The 15,693-nt window shown below is 65.7% G+C and carries 18 protein-coding genes; 11 read left to right on the forward strand and 7 right to left on the reverse strand.

The window, feature by feature from the left end:
* Positions 1 to 269 precede the first annotated feature (269 nt).
* Positions 270 to 824: an ANTAR domain-containing protein gene (locus tag ABD687_RS14595; RefSeq protein ID WP_310290107.1), complete on the forward strand. Its 555-nt coding sequence runs from the start codon at positions 270 to 272 to the stop codon at positions 822 to 824.
* A 39-nt stretch (positions 825 to 863) separates the two neighbouring features.
* Here the strand turns inward: ABD687_RS14595 and ABD687_RS14600 are convergent, their stop codons facing one another.
* Both ABD687_RS14600 and ABD687_RS14605 read right to left on the reverse strand, forming a co-directional pair.
* The gene (locus tag ABD687_RS14600) at positions 864 to 1,070 is read right to left on the reverse strand and encodes a helix-turn-helix domain-containing protein (protein ID WP_310290106.1); all 207 of its coding nucleotides are present in this window, start codon (positions 1,068 to 1,070) and stop codon (positions 864 to 866) included.
* Between the two features lie 248 nt (positions 1,071 to 1,318).
* Positions 1,319 to 1,513 carry a flavodoxin family protein gene (locus tag ABD687_RS14605; RefSeq protein ID WP_425566752.1) on the reverse strand — a complete coding sequence of 65 codons (195 nt, stop codon included), beginning with the start codon at positions 1,511 to 1,513 and terminating at the stop codon, positions 1,319 to 1,321.
* Positions 1,514 to 1,932: 419 nt separating this feature from the next.
* Here ABD687_RS14605 and ABD687_RS14610 point away from each other — a divergent pair, with 419 nt between their 5' ends.
* Together ABD687_RS14610 and ABD687_RS14615 are read left to right on the forward strand one after the other, a co-directional pair.
* Positions 1,933 to 3,594, forward strand: a complete 1,662-nt coding sequence (locus ABD687_RS14610; protein ID WP_310290104.1) for a thiamine pyrophosphate-binding protein — start codon at positions 1,933 to 1,935, stop codon at positions 3,592 to 3,594.
* Positions 3,595 to 3,699: 105 nt separating this feature from the next.
* Positions 3,700 to 4,965 (forward strand): endonuclease/exonuclease/phosphatase family protein, encoded by a 1,266-nt coding sequence (locus tag ABD687_RS14615; RefSeq protein ID WP_310290102.1) that lies wholly within the window; start codon positions 3,700 to 3,702, stop codon positions 4,963 to 4,965.
* Positions 4,966 to 5,042: 77 nt separating this feature from the next.
* On the opposite strand, the gene ABD687_RS14620 is transcribed toward ABD687_RS14615, so the two are convergent.
* From ABD687_RS14620 to ABD687_RS14630, 3 genes are all read right to left on the reverse strand, one after another.
* Positions 5,043 to 6,482, reverse strand: coding sequence for an amino acid permease (locus ABD687_RS14620; RefSeq protein WP_302263262.1), 1,440 nt, complete (start codon positions 6,480 to 6,482; stop codon positions 5,043 to 5,045).
* On the reverse strand, positions 6,475 to 7,554 hold the full coding sequence (gene hisC, locus ABD687_RS14625; protein ID WP_302263261.1) for a histidinol-phosphate transaminase: 1,080 nt from the start codon (positions 7,552 to 7,554) through the stop codon (positions 6,475 to 6,477). The genes ABD687_RS14620 and hisC overlap by 8 nt, the downstream gene beginning before the upstream one ends.
* A 142-nt stretch (positions 7,555 to 7,696) precedes the next feature.
* Positions 7,697 to 8,272 carry an Lrp/AsnC family transcriptional regulator gene (locus ABD687_RS14630; RefSeq protein ID WP_310290100.1) on the reverse strand — a complete coding sequence of 192 codons (576 nt, stop codon included), beginning with the start codon at positions 8,270 to 8,272 and terminating at the stop codon, positions 7,697 to 7,699.
* A gap of 68 nt (positions 8,273 to 8,340) precedes the next feature.
* Here ABD687_RS14630 and ABD687_RS14635 point away from each other — a divergent pair, with 68 nt between their 5' ends.
* The 3 genes from ABD687_RS14635 to ABD687_RS14645 all read left to right on the forward strand — a co-directional run bounded on the left by ABD687_RS14635 (position 8,341) and on the right by ABD687_RS14645 (position 10,716).
* Entirely contained in the window at positions 8,341 to 8,979 is a 639-nt protein-coding gene (locus tag ABD687_RS14635) for an alpha/beta hydrolase (RefSeq protein WP_302263260.1), read from the forward strand.
* 76 nt (positions 8,980 to 9,055) lie between these two features.
* On the forward strand, positions 9,056 to 9,595 hold the full coding sequence (locus ABD687_RS14640; protein ID WP_310290098.1) for a DUF2871 domain-containing protein: 540 nt from the start codon (positions 9,056 to 9,058) through the stop codon (positions 9,593 to 9,595).
* A 299-nt stretch (positions 9,596 to 9,894) separates the two neighbouring features.
* Positions 9,895 to 10,716: a hypothetical protein gene (locus tag ABD687_RS14645; protein ID WP_310290096.1), complete on the forward strand. Its 822-nt coding sequence runs from the start codon at positions 9,895 to 9,897 to the stop codon at positions 10,714 to 10,716.
* On the opposite strand, the gene ABD687_RS14650 is transcribed toward ABD687_RS14645, so the two are convergent.
* The gene (locus ABD687_RS14650; RefSeq protein ID WP_310290094.1) at positions 10,713 to 11,984 is read right to left on the reverse strand and encodes a DUF445 domain-containing protein; all 1,272 of its coding nucleotides are present in this window, start codon (positions 11,982 to 11,984) and stop codon (positions 10,713 to 10,715) included. The two genes, ABD687_RS14645 and ABD687_RS14650, sit on opposite strands and share 4 nt — an antisense overlap.
* A gap of 115 nt (positions 11,985 to 12,099) precedes the next feature.
* Here ABD687_RS14650 and ABD687_RS14655 point away from each other — a divergent pair, with 115 nt between their 5' ends.
* From ABD687_RS14655 to ABD687_RS14670, 4 genes are all read left to right on the forward strand, one after another.
* On the forward strand, positions 12,100 to 12,960 hold the full coding sequence (locus ABD687_RS14655; RefSeq protein WP_310290092.1) for a glycerophosphodiester phosphodiesterase: 861 nt from the start codon (positions 12,100 to 12,102) through the stop codon (positions 12,958 to 12,960).
* Positions 12,961 to 13,013: 53 nt separating this feature from the next.
* Positions 13,014 to 13,688 (forward strand): alanyl-tRNA editing protein, encoded by a 675-nt coding sequence (locus ABD687_RS14660; RefSeq protein WP_310290090.1) that lies wholly within the window; start codon positions 13,014 to 13,016, stop codon positions 13,686 to 13,688.
* Positions 13,689 to 13,758: 70 nt separating this feature from the next.
* Positions 13,759 to 14,481, forward strand: coding sequence for an AzlC family ABC transporter permease (locus tag ABD687_RS14665; protein WP_264270515.1), 723 nt, complete (start codon positions 13,759 to 13,761; stop codon positions 14,479 to 14,481).
* Positions 14,478 to 14,792, forward strand: coding sequence for an AzlD domain-containing protein (locus ABD687_RS14670; RefSeq protein WP_264270516.1), 315 nt, complete (start codon positions 14,478 to 14,480; stop codon positions 14,790 to 14,792). Before ABD687_RS14665 ends, ABD687_RS14670 begins: the two co-directional genes overlap by 4 nt.
* Positions 14,793 to 14,813: 21 nt before the next feature.
* Here ABD687_RS14670 and ABD687_RS14675 read toward each other — a convergent pair whose 3' ends face one another.
* The gene (locus ABD687_RS14675; protein WP_310290088.1) at positions 14,814 to 15,242 is read right to left on the reverse strand and encodes a hypothetical protein; all 429 of its coding nucleotides are present in this window, start codon (positions 15,240 to 15,242) and stop codon (positions 14,814 to 14,816) included.
* 145 nt (positions 15,243 to 15,387) lie between these two features.
* Between ABD687_RS14675 and ABD687_RS14680 the strand changes: the two genes are divergently transcribed.
* The gene (locus tag ABD687_RS14680; RefSeq protein WP_264270518.1) at positions 15,388 to 15,693 is read left to right on the forward strand and encodes a thiamine-binding protein; all 306 of its coding nucleotides are present in this window, start codon (positions 15,388 to 15,390) and stop codon (positions 15,691 to 15,693) included.

Below are 15,693 nucleotides of genomic sequence, written 5' to 3' on the forward strand. Positions count from 1 at the left end.
CAAGTGGCACAGTAAAAGGGAAAGGTAGCCGTGGTGCGGGCGGGCACTTTCGTCGAATGGCTGCGCAGACCCGGAAGTAAGGGGACCAGCGATGGATAGCGACCAACTGACCAGCGTCGGCGAGTACCTCTATGGGAAGGTGCTGGATACCGAGCAGATTGAGGGGTTTCTCAATGCGCTGACGCACGTGGCGGTGCAGGAACTTTCCGGCGGGGACCCGGGACGGGTGCTGTGCGGGATCACGCTGGTGCCGCCACCGCGCGGGCACGGTGGCCAGCAGCAGCCTCGAGGCCCAGGAAGTGGACGAGGTCCAGTACGGCTTGGGCGAGGGGCCGTGCCTCACCGCTGCCCGGGACCGGGGCTTGGTCCTGGTCCCGGACTTGCGCGTGGAACATCGCTGGCCGAGGTATGTCGGGCACATGGTATCCCGGGGGATTGGCTCGGTGCTGGCGGTGCCATTCGATCTACAGGACGGGGACGGCGCCGCATTGAACTTGTATTCGCGCCAGGTCCACGGGTTCGACCCCCGGCAGGTCGAGGCCGCGCGGGGATATGCGGACCAGGCGTCCACCGCGCTGGCCTTGGCGCTCCAGGTGGCCAGGCACCGGGAGGAAGCTGAACAGTTGCTGGAGGCGATGAAGGCACGCACCACCATCGACCTGGCTGTGGGAATCGTCATGGGGCAGAACCGGTGCTCGCAGCAGGAGGCCTTCGGCATCCTGCGGGCAGCGTCCAACAGCCGCAACATCAAGCTGCGCGACGTGGCGGCCGCCGTGGTCGGCTCCGCGACCCCCGAGGCCCCCGCGACCCATTTCGACAGGTAGCCGCCGCCGCACTGCCGCGGACGGCAGCGATGGCGGGCCTCATTCGGATGCTATAGGCTCTGGCCTAGGTCGGCGCGTGCAAGGCGCAGGTGCCGCGGGATGCCGGGCGGCCGCGAGGAACTCCCGCACGGCGCGGGCAGGAATGCGGAAGGACTTACCGAAGCTCACCGCCGGCAGCTTGCCCTCCTGCACCAGGTCGTACACGGTCATCCTTGGCACGCGCATCGCGGCGGCGGCCTCGGCCACCCGCAGGTATTCGGTGTCCCCGGGGGGCTAGTGGCTGGAGCATGTCATCCCCCAATCCATGTAGCCTTCATCATCCCCCGGCTGAACGACTGGTCCGGAGGCACCGTTCAGGGGGTCCGCTGGGTTCCCATCGTAGGCGCGGGTTCGGCGGCGCTTCAATGTTTTGCGCACCCACCCGGCGGGGCATTCTGCACGCCTTGAGCCCTTGAAAATAGGCAGCACATTCCTAGCCCGCCGGATACGGTCGGTCACTGGGCAGGGCGGCCAGGTGCGCCGTCTTCGTTGCCGACCACGGCTACCATCGCGACCTTGCCGAACAGGATCGGTCGGCCTTGGCAGTCGGTCTCTGAGATTTCGGCATCCCTCTCCAGCACCCGCTGGGCCAGGCTGGAGGGGTGTCCCACCCAAATCGGGGCGGCCGGCACCAGGATTTGTGCAGCCATGAGCTTGTCCCGGATGGCGGGCGCAGATTTACAGTGGCGGTCGCGGACTGCTACAAATGTCGACTACTAATCCATTGGCCGGGGGGTCGACCCCCGCGGGGCGCACAGAACTACCTATCCCCGCTCTCCTCGTGAGGACGGGGATCATCTGTTTCCTGGTTCCCCGATCCATGGTGAGCCGCAGCAACAATCTTCACCTGGCCTGCCGTCGAACGGTTTGCCGGAGCGCAGCCACTGGGATGGCATTCGCAGAAGCGGTGGATGTTGCGCAGGACACATTGGTGCGGTTATGGTTGCATCGTCAGGCGGAACGTTTCTGAAGTTCCTGCCGTCGCTCTAAAAATGGGCGAAATCCGGGTTCGCTGCCCGAAGACGAATATGGCCTTAGTTCTTTTTGCTGCATTCGAAAGTCACAAAAAATGTCTACAGTTTCCGCTGCCGTTTCCCGCGCCCTCCTAACCTGCACTTCCGAGATCTTCGGAGTCATGGGGAACGGAAATGCCCACTTCCTCGACGCCGCGCTGCGCACCGGGTTCCGCTTCACCGCGGTACGCCACGAGTCGGCCGCCGTCACCGCCGCCGACGCCTACTTCCGCATCACCGGAAAGCCTGCCATCGCCACCACCACCTACGGTGCAGGGTTCAGCAACGCCATCACCCCGCTGGCAGAGGCCGCCAAGGCCAGGATCCCGATGGTGCTTGTCACCGGGGACCAGCCCTCCACCGGCGCCCGCCCCTGGGACATTGACCAGGGCGCCATCAACGACGCAGTGGGCGCCACGACCTTCGTGGTTGATGCGCAGCGCCCGATGGCCATAGCGTTCGAGGCGGTCGCCCACGCCCTGCGCGAGCGCACCGCGGTGGTGCTGTCGATTCCCTATGACATCGTTGCCGACGAAGCTGCCGAAGAGGGCCCGCTGTCGTTGGGCGACTTCGCGTTGGATCCCGGTTACCCGGCCGCCGCACCGGAACTGCTCACCCAGGCGGCCGCCGCCCTGAACGAGGCCAGGCGTCCGTTGGTGCTCTATGGCCGCGGGGCACGGCTGTCCGGTGCGGCGCAAGCAATCACCGCGCTCGCCGATTCCCTGGGGGCACTGAGCTCAAGCACGGTGCTCGCGCCAAACCTCCTGGCCGACCGCCACGGGGACTTGGGGATCGCCGGCGGGTTCTCTTCCGGGGAAACCGCCGCCCTCATCCACGAAGCCGACGTGGTGCTGGTGCTCGGGGCCGGGCTGAACCAGTTCACCACCCGCTTCGGGGAGCTTTTCAACGTCGGCGCCCAGGTCATCCAGGTCGATGTGGCCGCCGCCGCAACGAGCCCGCGGGTTGACGTGTTCCTCCGGGCCGACGTGGCAGCGGTTGCCGATTCCCTGCTGCCGCTGGTGCGCGGGCGCCACGGCGGCCTGCGCTGGGTGGATGAGGTGGGCGACCGGTTGGCGAGGGTCAACGACCATGCGCCCGGCGACGAGGCGGCACCGGACGGATTGCTCGATCCGCGGTCGGTGGCGCGTGCCCTGAACGCGATCATGCCCGCGGACCGCGTGGTGGTGCAGGACGGCGGGCACTTCATCGGCTGGGGCCCCATGTACTGGGATGTCCCCGGGCCGCATGCCCTGAACCTGGTGGGCACCGCCTACCAGAGCATCGGACTGGGCCTGGCCTCCGCAGTGGGTGCCGGGGCAGCGTCACCGGAGTCGACGATCGTGCTGGCCAGTGGCGACGGCGGCTTCCTCATGGGCCTGGCGGACCTCGAATCCGTCATTCGCACCGTGCGCAGCGGCATCGTCGTCATCTACAACGACGCCGCCTACGGGGCGGAGATCCACCAATACGGATCCATCGGGCTGCATGAGGGGCCCATGCTGATTCCCGAGGTCGACTTTGCCGCCGTGGCGCGCGGGCTCGGTGCCTCGGCCACGAAAGTGCGCAGCCTGGAAGACCTCGCCGGGTTGCGCGACTGGGTCGCAGCGGGGGCCGACGGGATCCATCTGGTGGACTGCCGCATTTCCCCGGATGTTCGTGCGCCGTACATGGAGGAAGTCCTCGAGGCCAACCGCAAGGCCGCCGGCGTTCGCGGTTGAGCCTTCCGGCCGTACCGGGCGGGCCGGTGGGTTTCGCCGACAGAAAAACCCCTGACTGGATAAAGTACCGACCTACCGGAAAGTAGGTTCCACCCCTAATGTGGAATGGTGCGACATTCGATCCGGACGGCCCTGGCCGCCGCAACACTCATCGCCTTGGGGGTGGCAGGTACCCTCCCTGCGCAGGCGCACCCAACGGCCGAAGCACGGTCGATCTCCGTGCAGCCGCTCTCGGCAGCCCCCATTCCCTATGCCGAAGGGCGTGACGTCATGGCACCCTCCCTGCGTGTGGCGACGTTCAACGCCTCGCTGAATCGGCCGCAGCCCGGCCAACTTGCGCTGGACCTCTCCACCCCGCTGGACGGCCAGGCGCAGGCGGTGGCGCAGATCGTGCAGCGTAACGCACCCGACGTGCTGCTGCTCAACGAATTCGACTACGACCCGGAGGGTGCCGCCGCGGAAGGCTTCAAGCGCAACTACCTGGAGCGCAGCCAGGGCGGCCAGGATCCCATCGACTACCCCTACAAGTACCTGGCCCCTTCCAACACGGGGATCCCCAGCGGTGCGGACCTCGACGGGGACGGCATTGTCGGCGGACCCGCCGACGCCCTGGGCTACGGGGAGTTCGAGGGCCAATACGGCATGGTGCTCTTCTCCAAGCACCCCATAGATGCCGCGAAGATCCGTACTTTCCAGAAGTTCCTGTGGAAGGACATGCCGGAGTCGCAAATGCCGAACCGGCACTACGGCGAACTGGTCCGCGGCGTGTTGCCCCTGCCCAGCAAGTCCATGTGGGATGTGCCGATCACCGTGGGGGACAAGACCATCCACGTGATTGCCGCCCACCCCGCCCCGCCGGTCTTCGATGGCCCGGAAAAACGCAACAGGGCGCGCAACCACGACGAGATCCGGCTCATCAACGACTACCTGGGCGGGGAGGGCCGCGGCGAGTACATCTATGACGATTCGGGCAAGCGCGGAGCGCTGGAGCCCGGCAGCGACTTCGTGGTGCTGGGGGACTTGAACTCCGACGCCGGCTCGGGGGACTCCGATCCGGCGGCCATCACGAAGCTGCTCGGCAACCCGCTGCTGGTTGATCCGCTGCCGGCCGCTGCCGAGCGCACAGGGGACCGCGAAGCCAGGGGCATTGCGGGCATTACCGGCAGCGCCCTGGGCACCGCCGACTTCGGCCGGGGAAGTGCAGGGGTGCTGCGCGTGGACTACGTGTTGCCCTCGGCAACGCTGCCGGCGCGGGGTTCGGGTGTCTACTGGCCGGGAGCCGGCCAAGACGGTGCCGGGCTTGTCTCCGGCTGGCCGCCGGCCAGCAGCGACCACAGACTGGTCTGGGTCGACGTCACCGTGTCCGGCTGATCCCCCGGCAACCAATCGGCAACGGCCGGGACCCAAAATAAAGCGGGGCCCGGCCGTTGAATTGGTTTTCCTGCCTGTCATGAAACCCTGTGGTCGCCACGCGACTCGACTGCGGAGGCCGGCGTTTCCTCTGGGGTGCCAAGGCCCCCGGCCAGGCGGCGCCTGGAACGGCGCTGGGCCACGGCGTTGAGCACCCCGATCGCCACGGTGAGCCCGAGGGTGGCGAGCAACTGGGTGCGGGACGCCGGATCGAAGAGCGCCAGCACCACGATCCCGGCCAGCATCGCCAGCGCCAGGATCGAGAGGTACGGGAAGAGCGGCATCCGCACCGGCAGGTGGATGCTCGGGTCCCTGTCCGCACGGATGCGCAGGATGAGCTGCGAGAGCGCAATGAATCCCCAGGTGACCAGCAGCGTGGAACCCACGGCGTTGAGCAGCATCGGCATCACCAGATCCGGCGCGAGGTAGTTCATGACCACCGCGATCGTGCACAGGATGACCGAGGCGCTCACCGCCACGTATGGCGTCTTGTTCCGGTTGCGGACCTGGATGACCCGCGGGGCGATCCCGCGCTCGGAGAGCGAAAGCAACATGCGCGAGGCGGCATAGATGTTCGCGTTCATGGCCGAGAGCAGGGCGATGACCACCACCAGCGCCATGACGGAGTCGATCCACGGGATGTGCGCGAAGGTGAGCACCGCAACGAACGGGGAAGCGGCTAGCTCCGGCGAATACCAGGGCAGCACCGAAACCATGACCAGGGCGGAGCCCACGTAGAAGACCAGAACGCGGAACAGGACCCCGCGCACGGCCTTGCGGATGGAGGTTCGCGGGTCATCGCTTTCGGCCGCGGCAATGGCCACGATCTCGATGCCGCCGAAGGCGAAGATGACCATCAGCAGCCCGGCGCACAGCCCGACCACGCCGTTGGGCAGGAAGCCGTCGTGGGCCACCAGGTTGGAAAGGCCGGTGGCTTCGACGCCCGGCACCAACCCGAGGATGATGGCCACGCCGATGCCAAGGAACGCCACAATAGCGGCGACCTTGAGGAAGGAGAACCAGTACTCGAATTGGCCGAAGCGTGCCACGTTGGCCAGGTTGACGGCGGTCAGCAGGGCCACGAAAACCAGGGACCAGGTGCCCTGCGATACCCCGGGGAGCCATCCGCCGACAATGGCCGCGGCACCGGTGGCCTCGGCGGCGATGACGATGACGCCCTGGATCCAGTAAAGCCATCCGATGATGGCCCCGGCGTTGGGGCCCATGGCCTTGGTGGCATATACGGAGAAGGATCCGGACGAGGGGTTCGCCGCGGCCATTTCGCCGAGCATGTTCATGATCAGGATGACCAGGAAGCCGGCCAGGGCGAAGGCCAGGACGATGCCCGGCCCGGCCACGGCAACGGCCTGCCCGGAACCGATGAACAGGCCGGCGCCAATGGCGCCGCCCAGGCCCATCATGGTGATCTGCCGGGTGCTCAGGCTCGCGGACTTCGGGGCGGTCTGGGTGTTAGACATGGGCGGGGGCTTCCTGCAGTGCGGAGATGACGGCGGTGGCGATGGCCGCGTTGGCTTCTGGGGACCCGATGGAGATCCGGATGCCCTCCCCGGCAAAGGCGCGTGCCCAGATGCCGGCGGCCCGTAGTCCCGCATCGACGGCCTCGGTGTCATCGCCGGTGGACAGCCAGATGAAGTTGGCCTGGGATTCGGTGACGGTGACTCCGGCTTCGCGCAGCGTGGCCAGCAGGGATTCGCGGGCGGTCACCAGATCGTCAATGCGTACCTGGAGTTCGTCTTCATGTTCCAGGGACAGCACCGCGGCGCGCTGGGCCAGCGCGGTGACCCCGAACGGGACGGCGGTCTTGCGCAGGTTTGCAGCGACCGCGGGAGGCGCCACGGCGTAGCCGATGCGCAGCCCGGCCAACCCGTAGGCCTTGGAGAAGGTGTGCAGCACCGCGACGTTGGGGTAGCGGCGGAAGAAGTCCAGCCCGATGGCCGAATCGCGCGCGGTGTTGAAGTGGACGTAGGCCTCGTCGATGACCACCAGCACGTGTGCCGGGACCTTGGCCATGAAGGCGTCCACGGCTGCGGCGTCAACCACGGTGCCGGTCGGGTTGTTGGGGTTGCAGATGAAGACCAGCGCGGTGCGCTCGTTGATGGCCTCCGCCATGGCGGCCAGGTCGTGGGCCCCGTCGGCATCCAGCGGAACCATCACCGGGGTGGCCCCGGCGACATGGGCGAGGATGGGGTAGGCCTCGAAGGAGCGCCAGGCAAAGACGACCTCGTCGCCGGGATTGGCGGTCGCGTGGATCAGCTGGCCGGCGACCTCCACCGACCCGGCTCCCAGGGCAATGGTCTCCGGTTCCACGCCGAGGCGGGCGGCCAGCGCACCGACAAGTTCGGGGGCAGCGGCATTGGGGTATTGGTTGATGGTGCCCAGCTCGGAGGAAAGGCCCGCGATGACGGAGTCCAGCGGCGGATACGGGTTTTCGTTGGAGGAGAGCTTGAAGGCCTTCTGGGCCGCACCCGGTGTGGCACCCTGCCTGTAGGCCGGGATCGAGTTAAGGGAAGTGCGCTGGGCGAGGGTCATCGGTGGGTGCCTTTCGAAAAACAAGCTGCTCGCACGTCGCCGGTGACGCGCCTCACAAAAGCTACGAAAATGAGCTTCGGCCGGTCAAACGCCCGGCAAAAGACCGCACAAGTTGTACAGAAAGATCAGTGCGCGTGGTGGATCACTGGACATTGTGCCCAATGTTTTTTCTAGCCGCATTCAGGGTACCGCCATTGCGCAGCGAGCTGCTTCGCAAGCGGTTGCCCGACTCTGCGGGGGACTCGGGATTGTGCAGCGCTGCATCCCGCGCCAACGGGATGACCCGGTTCTCGAAGTGCGTTGCCAGCACGATGGAGGAGGCAGAGCGGCCCATGCCCTCGGTGGCGGAGATCGCATCGATGACCCGCTGCAGGTCGGCGGTGGAGCGGGCCACGATCTTCACCAAAAAGTCGCTGGATCCCGAGACGGTGTGCAGCTCGAGGATCTCGGGGATCTGTGCGAGCTTCTCGGCCATTCCGTCGTGGCCCAGGTTCTGCTGGATCTGCAGCGAACAGAAGGCGGCGACCGGATAGCCCATTGCGGCTGCATCGATTTGCGGGGCGATGCGCGTGATCACCCCGGATTCATGCAGCCGGTTCAGCCGGTTCTGCACCGTGCCGCGGGCAACTCCCAGGCGCTTGGAACACTCCATGACCCCGATGCCGGGAAAGTCGGTGAACAGCTCGATCAGCGACACGTCCAACGAATCGATTCTCATGCGCCCCAGTATGCGGCTGAAGCCGCCTTGCGCGCGAATCGGCCGGCGGCACGGGCTACGGTGGATGAATGGATGAGGGAATCTATTCCCGGCCGGCGGGCCGACGGGCGGGCACCGACCTGGTCATGATGCTGCATGGCTACGGCTCAAACCCGGAACGGATGACGGGCTGGTTCGACGAGCTTCCGCCGGATGCCACCGGGGTGGCGTTGCGCGGGCCGATGGAGGTCGGAGGGGACCGAGGCTGGTTCCTGCTCGATTACTTCCTCGCCAATGACTTTGCCAAGGTGGTCTCCGCCGCACAGCAGGTGTTCGATTGGCAGGACAGGTATGCCCGCGGCTATCGCTCGATCAGCCTGCTGGGGCATTCGCAGGGAATGGCCATGGCCACGACGCTGCACCGGCTGCGGCCGGGAAATTATGCCACGATCACGGGACTCAGTGGCTTTGTACTCTCCAACGAGCTGCTTTCGCTTACCGACATCGTTCCGGAGCCCGGGGAAGCGGTTCCGTTTTTCTGGGGCAGGGACCCCTTCGACCTGGTGATCAACCCCGATGCCGTCGCCTATGCGGGACAATGGCTCGCCGAACACACGGCCCTGACTTCACGCACCTACCCGGAGATGGGGCATGGCTTCGGTGCCGACGAACGCCGCGACGTGCGCAACTTCTACCGGCACTACCTCGCGGCCAAGCCAACGGCGTGATTCCCTCCCGCTGCACGCACAATCAACCGGATGGTTGATCCGGCCGGGGGCGCATCCGGGCACAGTGGATGGTGAGATGCGGCAAGGCCTCGTGCCCGAGGGCCCTGCCGGCACAACCACCGTTTGCCCGGGCACCAGCGAAAGGAACCACAACGCCATGATGCGCCTGATGTACACCGCCTTTGCCTTTGGAATCACCGGAGTGCTCTCGGGCCTCTATTACCGCGAGCTGACGAAGGCCAGCGACTTCGCTGTCCGTTCGGCATCCCAGTTGCCGCTGGTGCACACCCATCTGTTGGTGCTCGGCTTCGTGTTCCTGCTCATCGTGCTCGTCCTGGAAAGGGTCTTCACTGTCTCTACCGCCGCGCCGCGTGCCTTCGCCTGGTTCTACTGGCTGTGGACGATCGGCGTTGCGGTGACCGGCGGCATGATGCTCGTCAAGGGGACGCTGGTGGTGCTGGGCACCGATGCGAGCTCGGCCGCCTTCGCCGGCATTGCCGGCCTGGGGCACATCTCGTTGACCGCTGCGGTCATCGTCCTGTTTGTTGCCTTGCGGGCTGCCCTCAAGACCGCTGAAACCGCCGGGGCGTCCGCGCCGGCGGTCGCCGGGCGCTAGCCGAATCAAGGCGGGCACCTGCGCCCCGGGGCGCGACGGAACATTTACTGCCGGCGCAGCGACACGCTATGACTGGACGCAGTGGCCCCCTGATGCGACCGTCCTGCCTTGGTCTTCCGGATCTTGAACTGCGTCGAGCCAGATCGCTATCCGCCGCCAAGCCATGGAAATGGCGTGCAATTGCGGTTTCCGAAACTTCCCCTTTTCCGCAAGAAGCCTCAGCCTCTCCTTCTTACGGCATACGACCAGCGGCGATTTGCTTACGTCGACAGCCCTGTACCCATAGAGTGGGAGACAGGATGAAAAAGAACCCCATTACCTCCAGTGTCATCGGCCCGGACGGCAAGCCCAAGCCCGGGGTGCAGAGCGCCGTCATGAAGGCCGTCAGTGTGCAGCGCCCGTTGGTCCTGGCCTATTTGCGCCGCCTGCGCCGCAAATACCCTGCCCACACCGCGGCGGAGCTGGCCAAGCTCGTCGAACGCGACTACCTGCTGGCCATCACCGGATCCGGTGCGGCAGTTGGTGCGACGGCAGCCATCCCCGGTGTCGGAACCGTCGCCGCCCTGGGCTTCTCCGCGGCTGCGACCATCGGCTTCCTTGAGGCGAGCGCGCTCTATGCGCAGTCGCTCGCCGAACTGCACGGCATCACCACCGAGGACCCGGACAAGGCCCGGCTGCTGGTCATGGCGATACTCATGGGGGACGAGGGAAGTTCGATGATTTCCGCCCTGACGCACCAGGTTGCGGGACGCGGCGCCGGACCCGTCCAGGGATGGGCAGCAATGTTCGGGGCCAACAAGCCCTCCAGCTTGTGGGTGACCATGCAGAAAACCATGCAACGAACGTTCCTGAAGAAGATGCTTGCCACCCAGGGGGCTTCGATGCTGGGGCGGGCGGTTCCCTTTGGCATCGGTGCGGCGGTTGGCGGATTCGGCAACCGGTTCCTGGGCAGGAAGGTCATCGAAGCGGCCTCCCTTGCCTTTGGCACCCTGCCCACGACCATCCCCGGCCAGTTGGTCAGCGAGGGGGAGCGTCTCGAGGCGCACGCCGAGGTCGAAGCCGGCATCGAAGCCGAACGTCGGCGACGCGGAACCATTCTTGAGGCCGGCGAGGAACGCTAACGCAGCAGGGCGTTGGCCAAGGTGAAAATGGCCAGACCGGCCAGGGAGCCAACCACGGTGCCATTGATGCGGATGAATTGCAGGTCCCGTCCGACCTGAAGCTCGATTTTTTCGCTGGTCTCCCTGCCGTCCCAGCGGGCGACGGTGTCGGTGATCAAAGACGTGATCTGCCCGCTGTAGTTTTCCACGACATAGACCACGGCGTTCGCCACCCACCCGTTGACCTTGGCTGCCAGCCGGGCATCGTCACGCAGCCTCGCGCCGAAGTCGCGGATTGCCGCAATCATGGACCTGCGCAGCTCGGAACCGGGGTTTTCCATCGCATCGACGAGTGCGGCCTTGATGGATGACCAGCTGGTGGCGGCCAATTCGCGCAATTGCGCATCGCCAAGAAGCGAGTGCTTCATGGCCTCGACCTTGGCAATCATTTCCGCATCGGACTGCATGTCCGCGGCAAACCTCTCCAACCACCGATCGATGCTCGAGCGCATGGAATGGTGCGGGTCGCTCCGCACCGACTGTACGTACTTCTGCAATTCGCGGTGAAGCTTTTCACCCAGCAGCGTGTCAACCATCGCCGGGACCCATGAGGGCGAGCGCTCGGCGACCAGGGATACGACCATCTCGCGGTTGTCCGCCACCCACTGCCCTGCCCGTTCGGCCAAAAGATCCACTGCCGGCTTGTGGTGGCCGTCGGCAACCACCCGCTCCATGATCCGGCCCAAGGTCGATGACCATTCGGGGGCAAGCATGTGCTTCTTGGCCAGGGATTCCAACAGCGCCAGGACATCACGGTCATCCAGGACCTCGAGCATCGCCCCGATCACCGTGGAGGCCTCTTGGGCCACCCGGGTGGCCGAGTCCTCCTTGGCCAGCCAGCCGCCGACAGTGCGCGAAACATCGAATTGCTCCAACTTTGTGCCGACGACATCCCGGGAAAGGAAGTTCTCCTGCACGAACTGCCCCAGGCTCTCGCCGATCTGGTCTTTCTTGCGCGGGATGATCGCCGTGTGCGGGATCTTCAGCCCCATGGGGTGCCTGAACAGTGCCGTGACGGCAAACCAGTCGGCCAGCGCGCCGACCATTCCCCCCTCGGCGGCTGCCCGTACATACTCGAGCCACGGATAGCGGTGCTGCAGGGCGAAGGCCACGGCAAAAATCACCGCCATGATGACCAGCAACCCCGTGGCGAGTCGTTTCATCTTGCGCAGCGCGACCGCCTTGGCGGCGTCGTTCACGGGGGCGAGGCTGAATCCGGTTGACGACATTGACTGCGGCTCCCTTGGCCTGGACATGTGGATGGAACAGGTTTCCACGATAGTTCACCCGGCAACGGGCGCGGCAAGCGGCGCGGGCTTCGGGGACGGCGGTAGCGTAAAAGGCATGCGAACCCTTGTCTACGCCCACCGAGGTTCATCGAAGGCCTATGCCGAAAACACGCGTGCCGCATACGTGCAGGCTCTGGCTGACGGGGCGGACGGCATCGAATGCGACATCCATCTAAGTTCCGATGGTTTTGTGGTCTGCCATCACGACCCGACGGTGGACAGGACCTCGGACTCCAACGGAAGGGTCGGGGACAAGACACTGGCCGAGTTGAAGTCACTTGATTTCTCCTCATGGAAGAACCCCTGGATTCCCGCATCCCATGGGAAGATCGATGAGCAGTTGGTGACCCTGCGCGAATTGGTGGAGCTGCTGCAGGCTGCCGACCGCCCCGTGGGCCTCGCCGTGGAGATCAAGCATCCGAGTCCCTACGGGCGGCAATTGGAAGAAGCGATGATCGCCGAGCTGTCGGACATGGGGTGGCAACCTGAACAATCCATGGTGGACGACATCTACATTTCGTTCATGAGCTTCGACCCCGGATCGGTGCGCTACCTGATGGAGCGGATCCCGCCGGCGCATGTCTGTCAACTGGTCACCGAGGTCGACGAGGACTGGATCGACGAGCTGGTCAAGGCAGGGGAAAGTGACCGTGCAGGGGTGGCGGCCGTGTTGGCCAAGGCCATGACCGAGGGGGTGGAGTTGCTGAATACCGGGGTTCCGCAATTGGCGGGACCCGGCGTCGCCTACATGCGCAAGCATCCCACGGTAACCAGTCAATGGCTGGCCCGCGGCGCAACATTCCGGGTGTGGACGGTGGATGATCCCGAGGACGCCAGATATCTCGTTGGCCGGGGCGTCGCCCAGCTGACCAGCAACGTTCCGGCCCTCATCAAGGCGCACCTCGGCCTGGCCTAGGACAAGGGCGCGGTGGAGCCGGGCACGGGGACGCACAGGCGTAGACTCGCGGCGTGGAACAACAAGTGAATGCGTATTTTTCCGATACCTACCTGTTTGAGGCATCAGCCGCCGTCATTGCCGCCGGGCGTGATGATGAGGGCGAGCCCTGGATTGCTGTCAGTCCGAATATCTTTCACCCGCGTGGAGGCGGGCAGATGGAAGACTCCGGAACGGTGGAGGGCCGCGCGGTCGCGGTGACGCGCAGCGCGGACGGGATGGTGGTCCTCACCGGTGCCGGGCAATACAACGTGGGAGCGGTCGTGCGCACAGCGCTTGATCCGGAAACGCGGCTTCTGCACGCCGCATTGCATACTGCCGGGCACCTGGTGGGATTCCTTGGCGAGGAGCGGGGCTGGCGGCACAGCGGCCACAGCCATTTCCCGGGTCAGGCTCGGTTGGATTTCCATCCCGATTCCGTTCCCGAGGATCTCTCCACCGCGTCCTCTCGCGAGCCGGTCATCGCCGAGATCCAGGAACGTGTGGACGCGCTGGTCGCCACCGGGGCCCCCGTCACAAGTAGCATCGACGAGACCGGCATTCGCACTGTGGTGATCTCCGGGGTCAACGCGGAACCGTGCGGCGGCACGCACGTCCGCGATCTGGCCGCGTTGCGGGGCACCCGGATACTGGAGGCCAAGATCAAGCGAGGAACGCTCAAGGTTCGCTACGAGGCGACCCACGGCTGAGCCGGGCCCGGAGGGCGCAACTGCGGGGCAGGGATCGTGCGGAGCTGCGCTCGCGACTAGGCTTGATACCGTGACACTGCAACTGACTCCTGCCACCAAGACGGCTCTCTCGATCTCCGTGGCGACGGGTCTCTACGGGATTTCCTTTGGTGCCTTGGCCATTGCCGCCGGCTTGAATCTCTGGCAGACCGTGGCCCTGAGCCTGCTCATGTTTACCGGTGGCTCGCAATTTGCCTTCATCGGCGTGATTGCCGGTGGCGGCGGCCCCGGGCCGGCCTTCGGTGCAGCCACGCTATTGGGCGTGAGAAATGCCGTCTACGGCATGCAGGTCAAGGCCATGCTCAGGCCGCGTGGACTGAAAAAGCTCGCTGCGGCGCAAGTGACCATTGACGAATCCACCGCCACCGCCGCCGGCCAGACGGAACCCGGCGAGCAGCGGCGCGGGTTCTGGGTGGCAGGAATTGGCGTATACGTCTTGTGGAATATTTTCACGGTGGTGGGCGCACTGCTGGGCGATGCCTTGGGCGACCCTAAGGCCTGGGGTCTTGACGGTGCCGCTGTTGCCGCATTCCTGGGCCTGCTGTGGCCTCGCCTGAAATCAGCGGAGCCCGTGGCCATCGCAGCGGTCTGTTCGCTGGCCACTGTCCTGGCGATCCCGCTGGTGCCGCCGGGCGTGCCGATCCTGGTGGCCGCCGTCGTCGCCGGGGTCTGGGGCTACTTTGGCCGCGGACCGGCCACCGAAGGACTCGAACCGGATGTCGAGCCGCACAACAGCGCGAAGGGCAAGCGATGAATGAATTGTGGTGGTGGGTCCTTGCCGGTTGCGCCGCGGCCTACGCGATCAAGCTCCTGGGGTACCTGGTCCCGGAGAAAATCCTCGAAAACGAGAAGGTGACCCGCGCCGCGGGCACCCTGACCATTGGGCTGCTGGCCTCGTTGACCATCGTCAACACCGTCGCCAGCGGGACCAGCGTGGAATTCGATGCAAGGCTTGCCGCCTTGGCCGCCGCCGGCGTTGCGCTGCTGTTGCGGGCGCCGTTCCTCGTCGTGGTCATTGCCGGGGCGGGCGCGGCGGCCTTGACCCGCTACCTGGGTTGGGGCTGAGCGAATCGCCGGGTCCATGCCCTACTGTGGCGGGTCCGCGGCATAGACGAGCGTCGAGTAGGTGTTGCCCGGATCGAGCACGATTGACACCTTGCTGGGACGTGCTCCGGAGGTGACGGGGATGTCGACAGTGGCAATGTTTTTGTCACAGGGGAACGCCACTGCGCCGCCATGGTCCAGCGAGAGCTGCAATTCGCCCTCGCCCTGGCAAACTGCCACCACGGTCAGCCGGGTTGCACGGTAGTCACCGAGCTCCGCGGTGGCCATGACCTCCGCATGGTCGGTCGATCCCATGCCCATGAGCACCCGGGCCTCGCCCGGAACCACCGCCAACAGGTCATCCAGTTCGGGAGCGCCCGCGGCCACCGACCGTGGTGCGGGTAGCGCCGAACATCCGCACACGACGCCCAGCATGCACAATGCCGCACCGATCCGTACGAGTTTTCCCAAGATCCGGTCCCCCAAGCTTTGTCACGTGGATCGAGCCTTGCAGAGCCGTTGGCCCTTGGCAAGGAAAATGCCTACCGATTGCCCTGAAAGTCTTTTTGCGGTGCAGGCAAGTGACATGTCGGGGCCTCGGTGGCAAAGTGGAACCATGATTGTTGCCTTTTCCGTAGCCCCCAGTACCGACAACACCGACGGGTCGGTCCACGATGCGGTGGCAGCCGCCGTCAAGGTGGTCCGGGAATCGGGCCTGCCCAACTCCACTTCATCGATGTTCACCGAGCTGGAAGGCGAATGGGACGAGGTCATGGACGTGGTCAAGCGCGCCACGGAAGCCGTGGCAGCCTATGGCTCGCGCGTATCCCTGGTGCTCAAGGCCGATATCCGCCCCGGTTACAGCGGGGAGATCACCGGAAAGATCGAGCGTCTGGAAAAGGCCATAAACGAGCAGGAGTAG

Source organism: Paeniglutamicibacter sulfureus, from assembly GCF_039535115.1.
GTDB classification, from domain to species: domain Bacteria; phylum Actinomycetota; class Actinomycetes; order Actinomycetales; family Micrococcaceae; genus Paeniglutamicibacter; species Paeniglutamicibacter sulfureus.

Bases quoted from the DNA above. Each gene is read 5' to 3' on its own strand.
- ABD687_RS14670 (WP_264270516.1), top strand. From the start codon at position 14,478: ATGAATGAATTGTGGTGGTGGGTCCTTGCCGGTTGCGCCGCGGCCTAC.
- ABD687_RS14610 (WP_310290104.1), top strand. From the start codon at position 1,933: ATGTCTACAGTTTCCGCTGCCGTTTCCCGCGCCCTCCTAACCTGCACT.
- hisC (WP_302263261.1), bottom strand. From the start codon at position 7,554: ATGACCCTCGCCCAGCGCACTTCCCTTAACTCGATCCCGGCCTACAGG.
- ABD687_RS14680 (WP_264270518.1), top strand. From the start codon at position 15,388: ATGATTGTTGCCTTTTCCGTAGCCCCCAGTACCGACAACACCGACGGG.
- ABD687_RS14620 (WP_302263262.1), bottom strand. From the start codon at position 6,482: ATGTCTAACACCCAGACCGCCCCGAAGTCCGCGAGCCTGAGCACCCGG.
- ABD687_RS14650 (WP_310290094.1), bottom strand. From the start codon at position 11,984: ATGTCGTCAACCGGATTCAGCCTCGCCCCCGTGAACGACGCCGCCAAG.
- ABD687_RS14640 (WP_310290098.1), top strand. From the start codon at position 9,056: ATGCGGCAAGGCCTCGTGCCCGAGGGCCCTGCCGGCACAACCACCGTT.
- ABD687_RS14645 (WP_310290096.1), top strand. From the start codon at position 9,895: ATGAAAAAGAACCCCATTACCTCCAGTGTCATCGGCCCGGACGGCAAG.
- ABD687_RS14615 (WP_310290102.1), top strand. From the start codon at position 3,700: ATGGTGCGACATTCGATCCGGACGGCCCTGGCCGCCGCAACACTCATC.
- ABD687_RS14635 (WP_302263260.1), top strand. From the start codon at position 8,341: ATGGATGAGGGAATCTATTCCCGGCCGGCGGGCCGACGGGCGGGCACC.
- ABD687_RS14655 (WP_310290092.1), top strand. From the start codon at position 12,100: ATGCGAACCCTTGTCTACGCCCACCGAGGTTCATCGAAGGCCTATGCC.
- ABD687_RS14630 (WP_310290100.1), bottom strand. From the start codon at position 8,272: ATGAGAATCGATTCGTTGGACGTGTCGCTGATCGAGCTGTTCACCGAC.
- ABD687_RS14605 (WP_425566752.1), bottom strand. From the start codon at position 1,513: ATGGCTGCACAAATCCTGGTGCCGGCCGCCCCGATTTGGGTGGGACAC.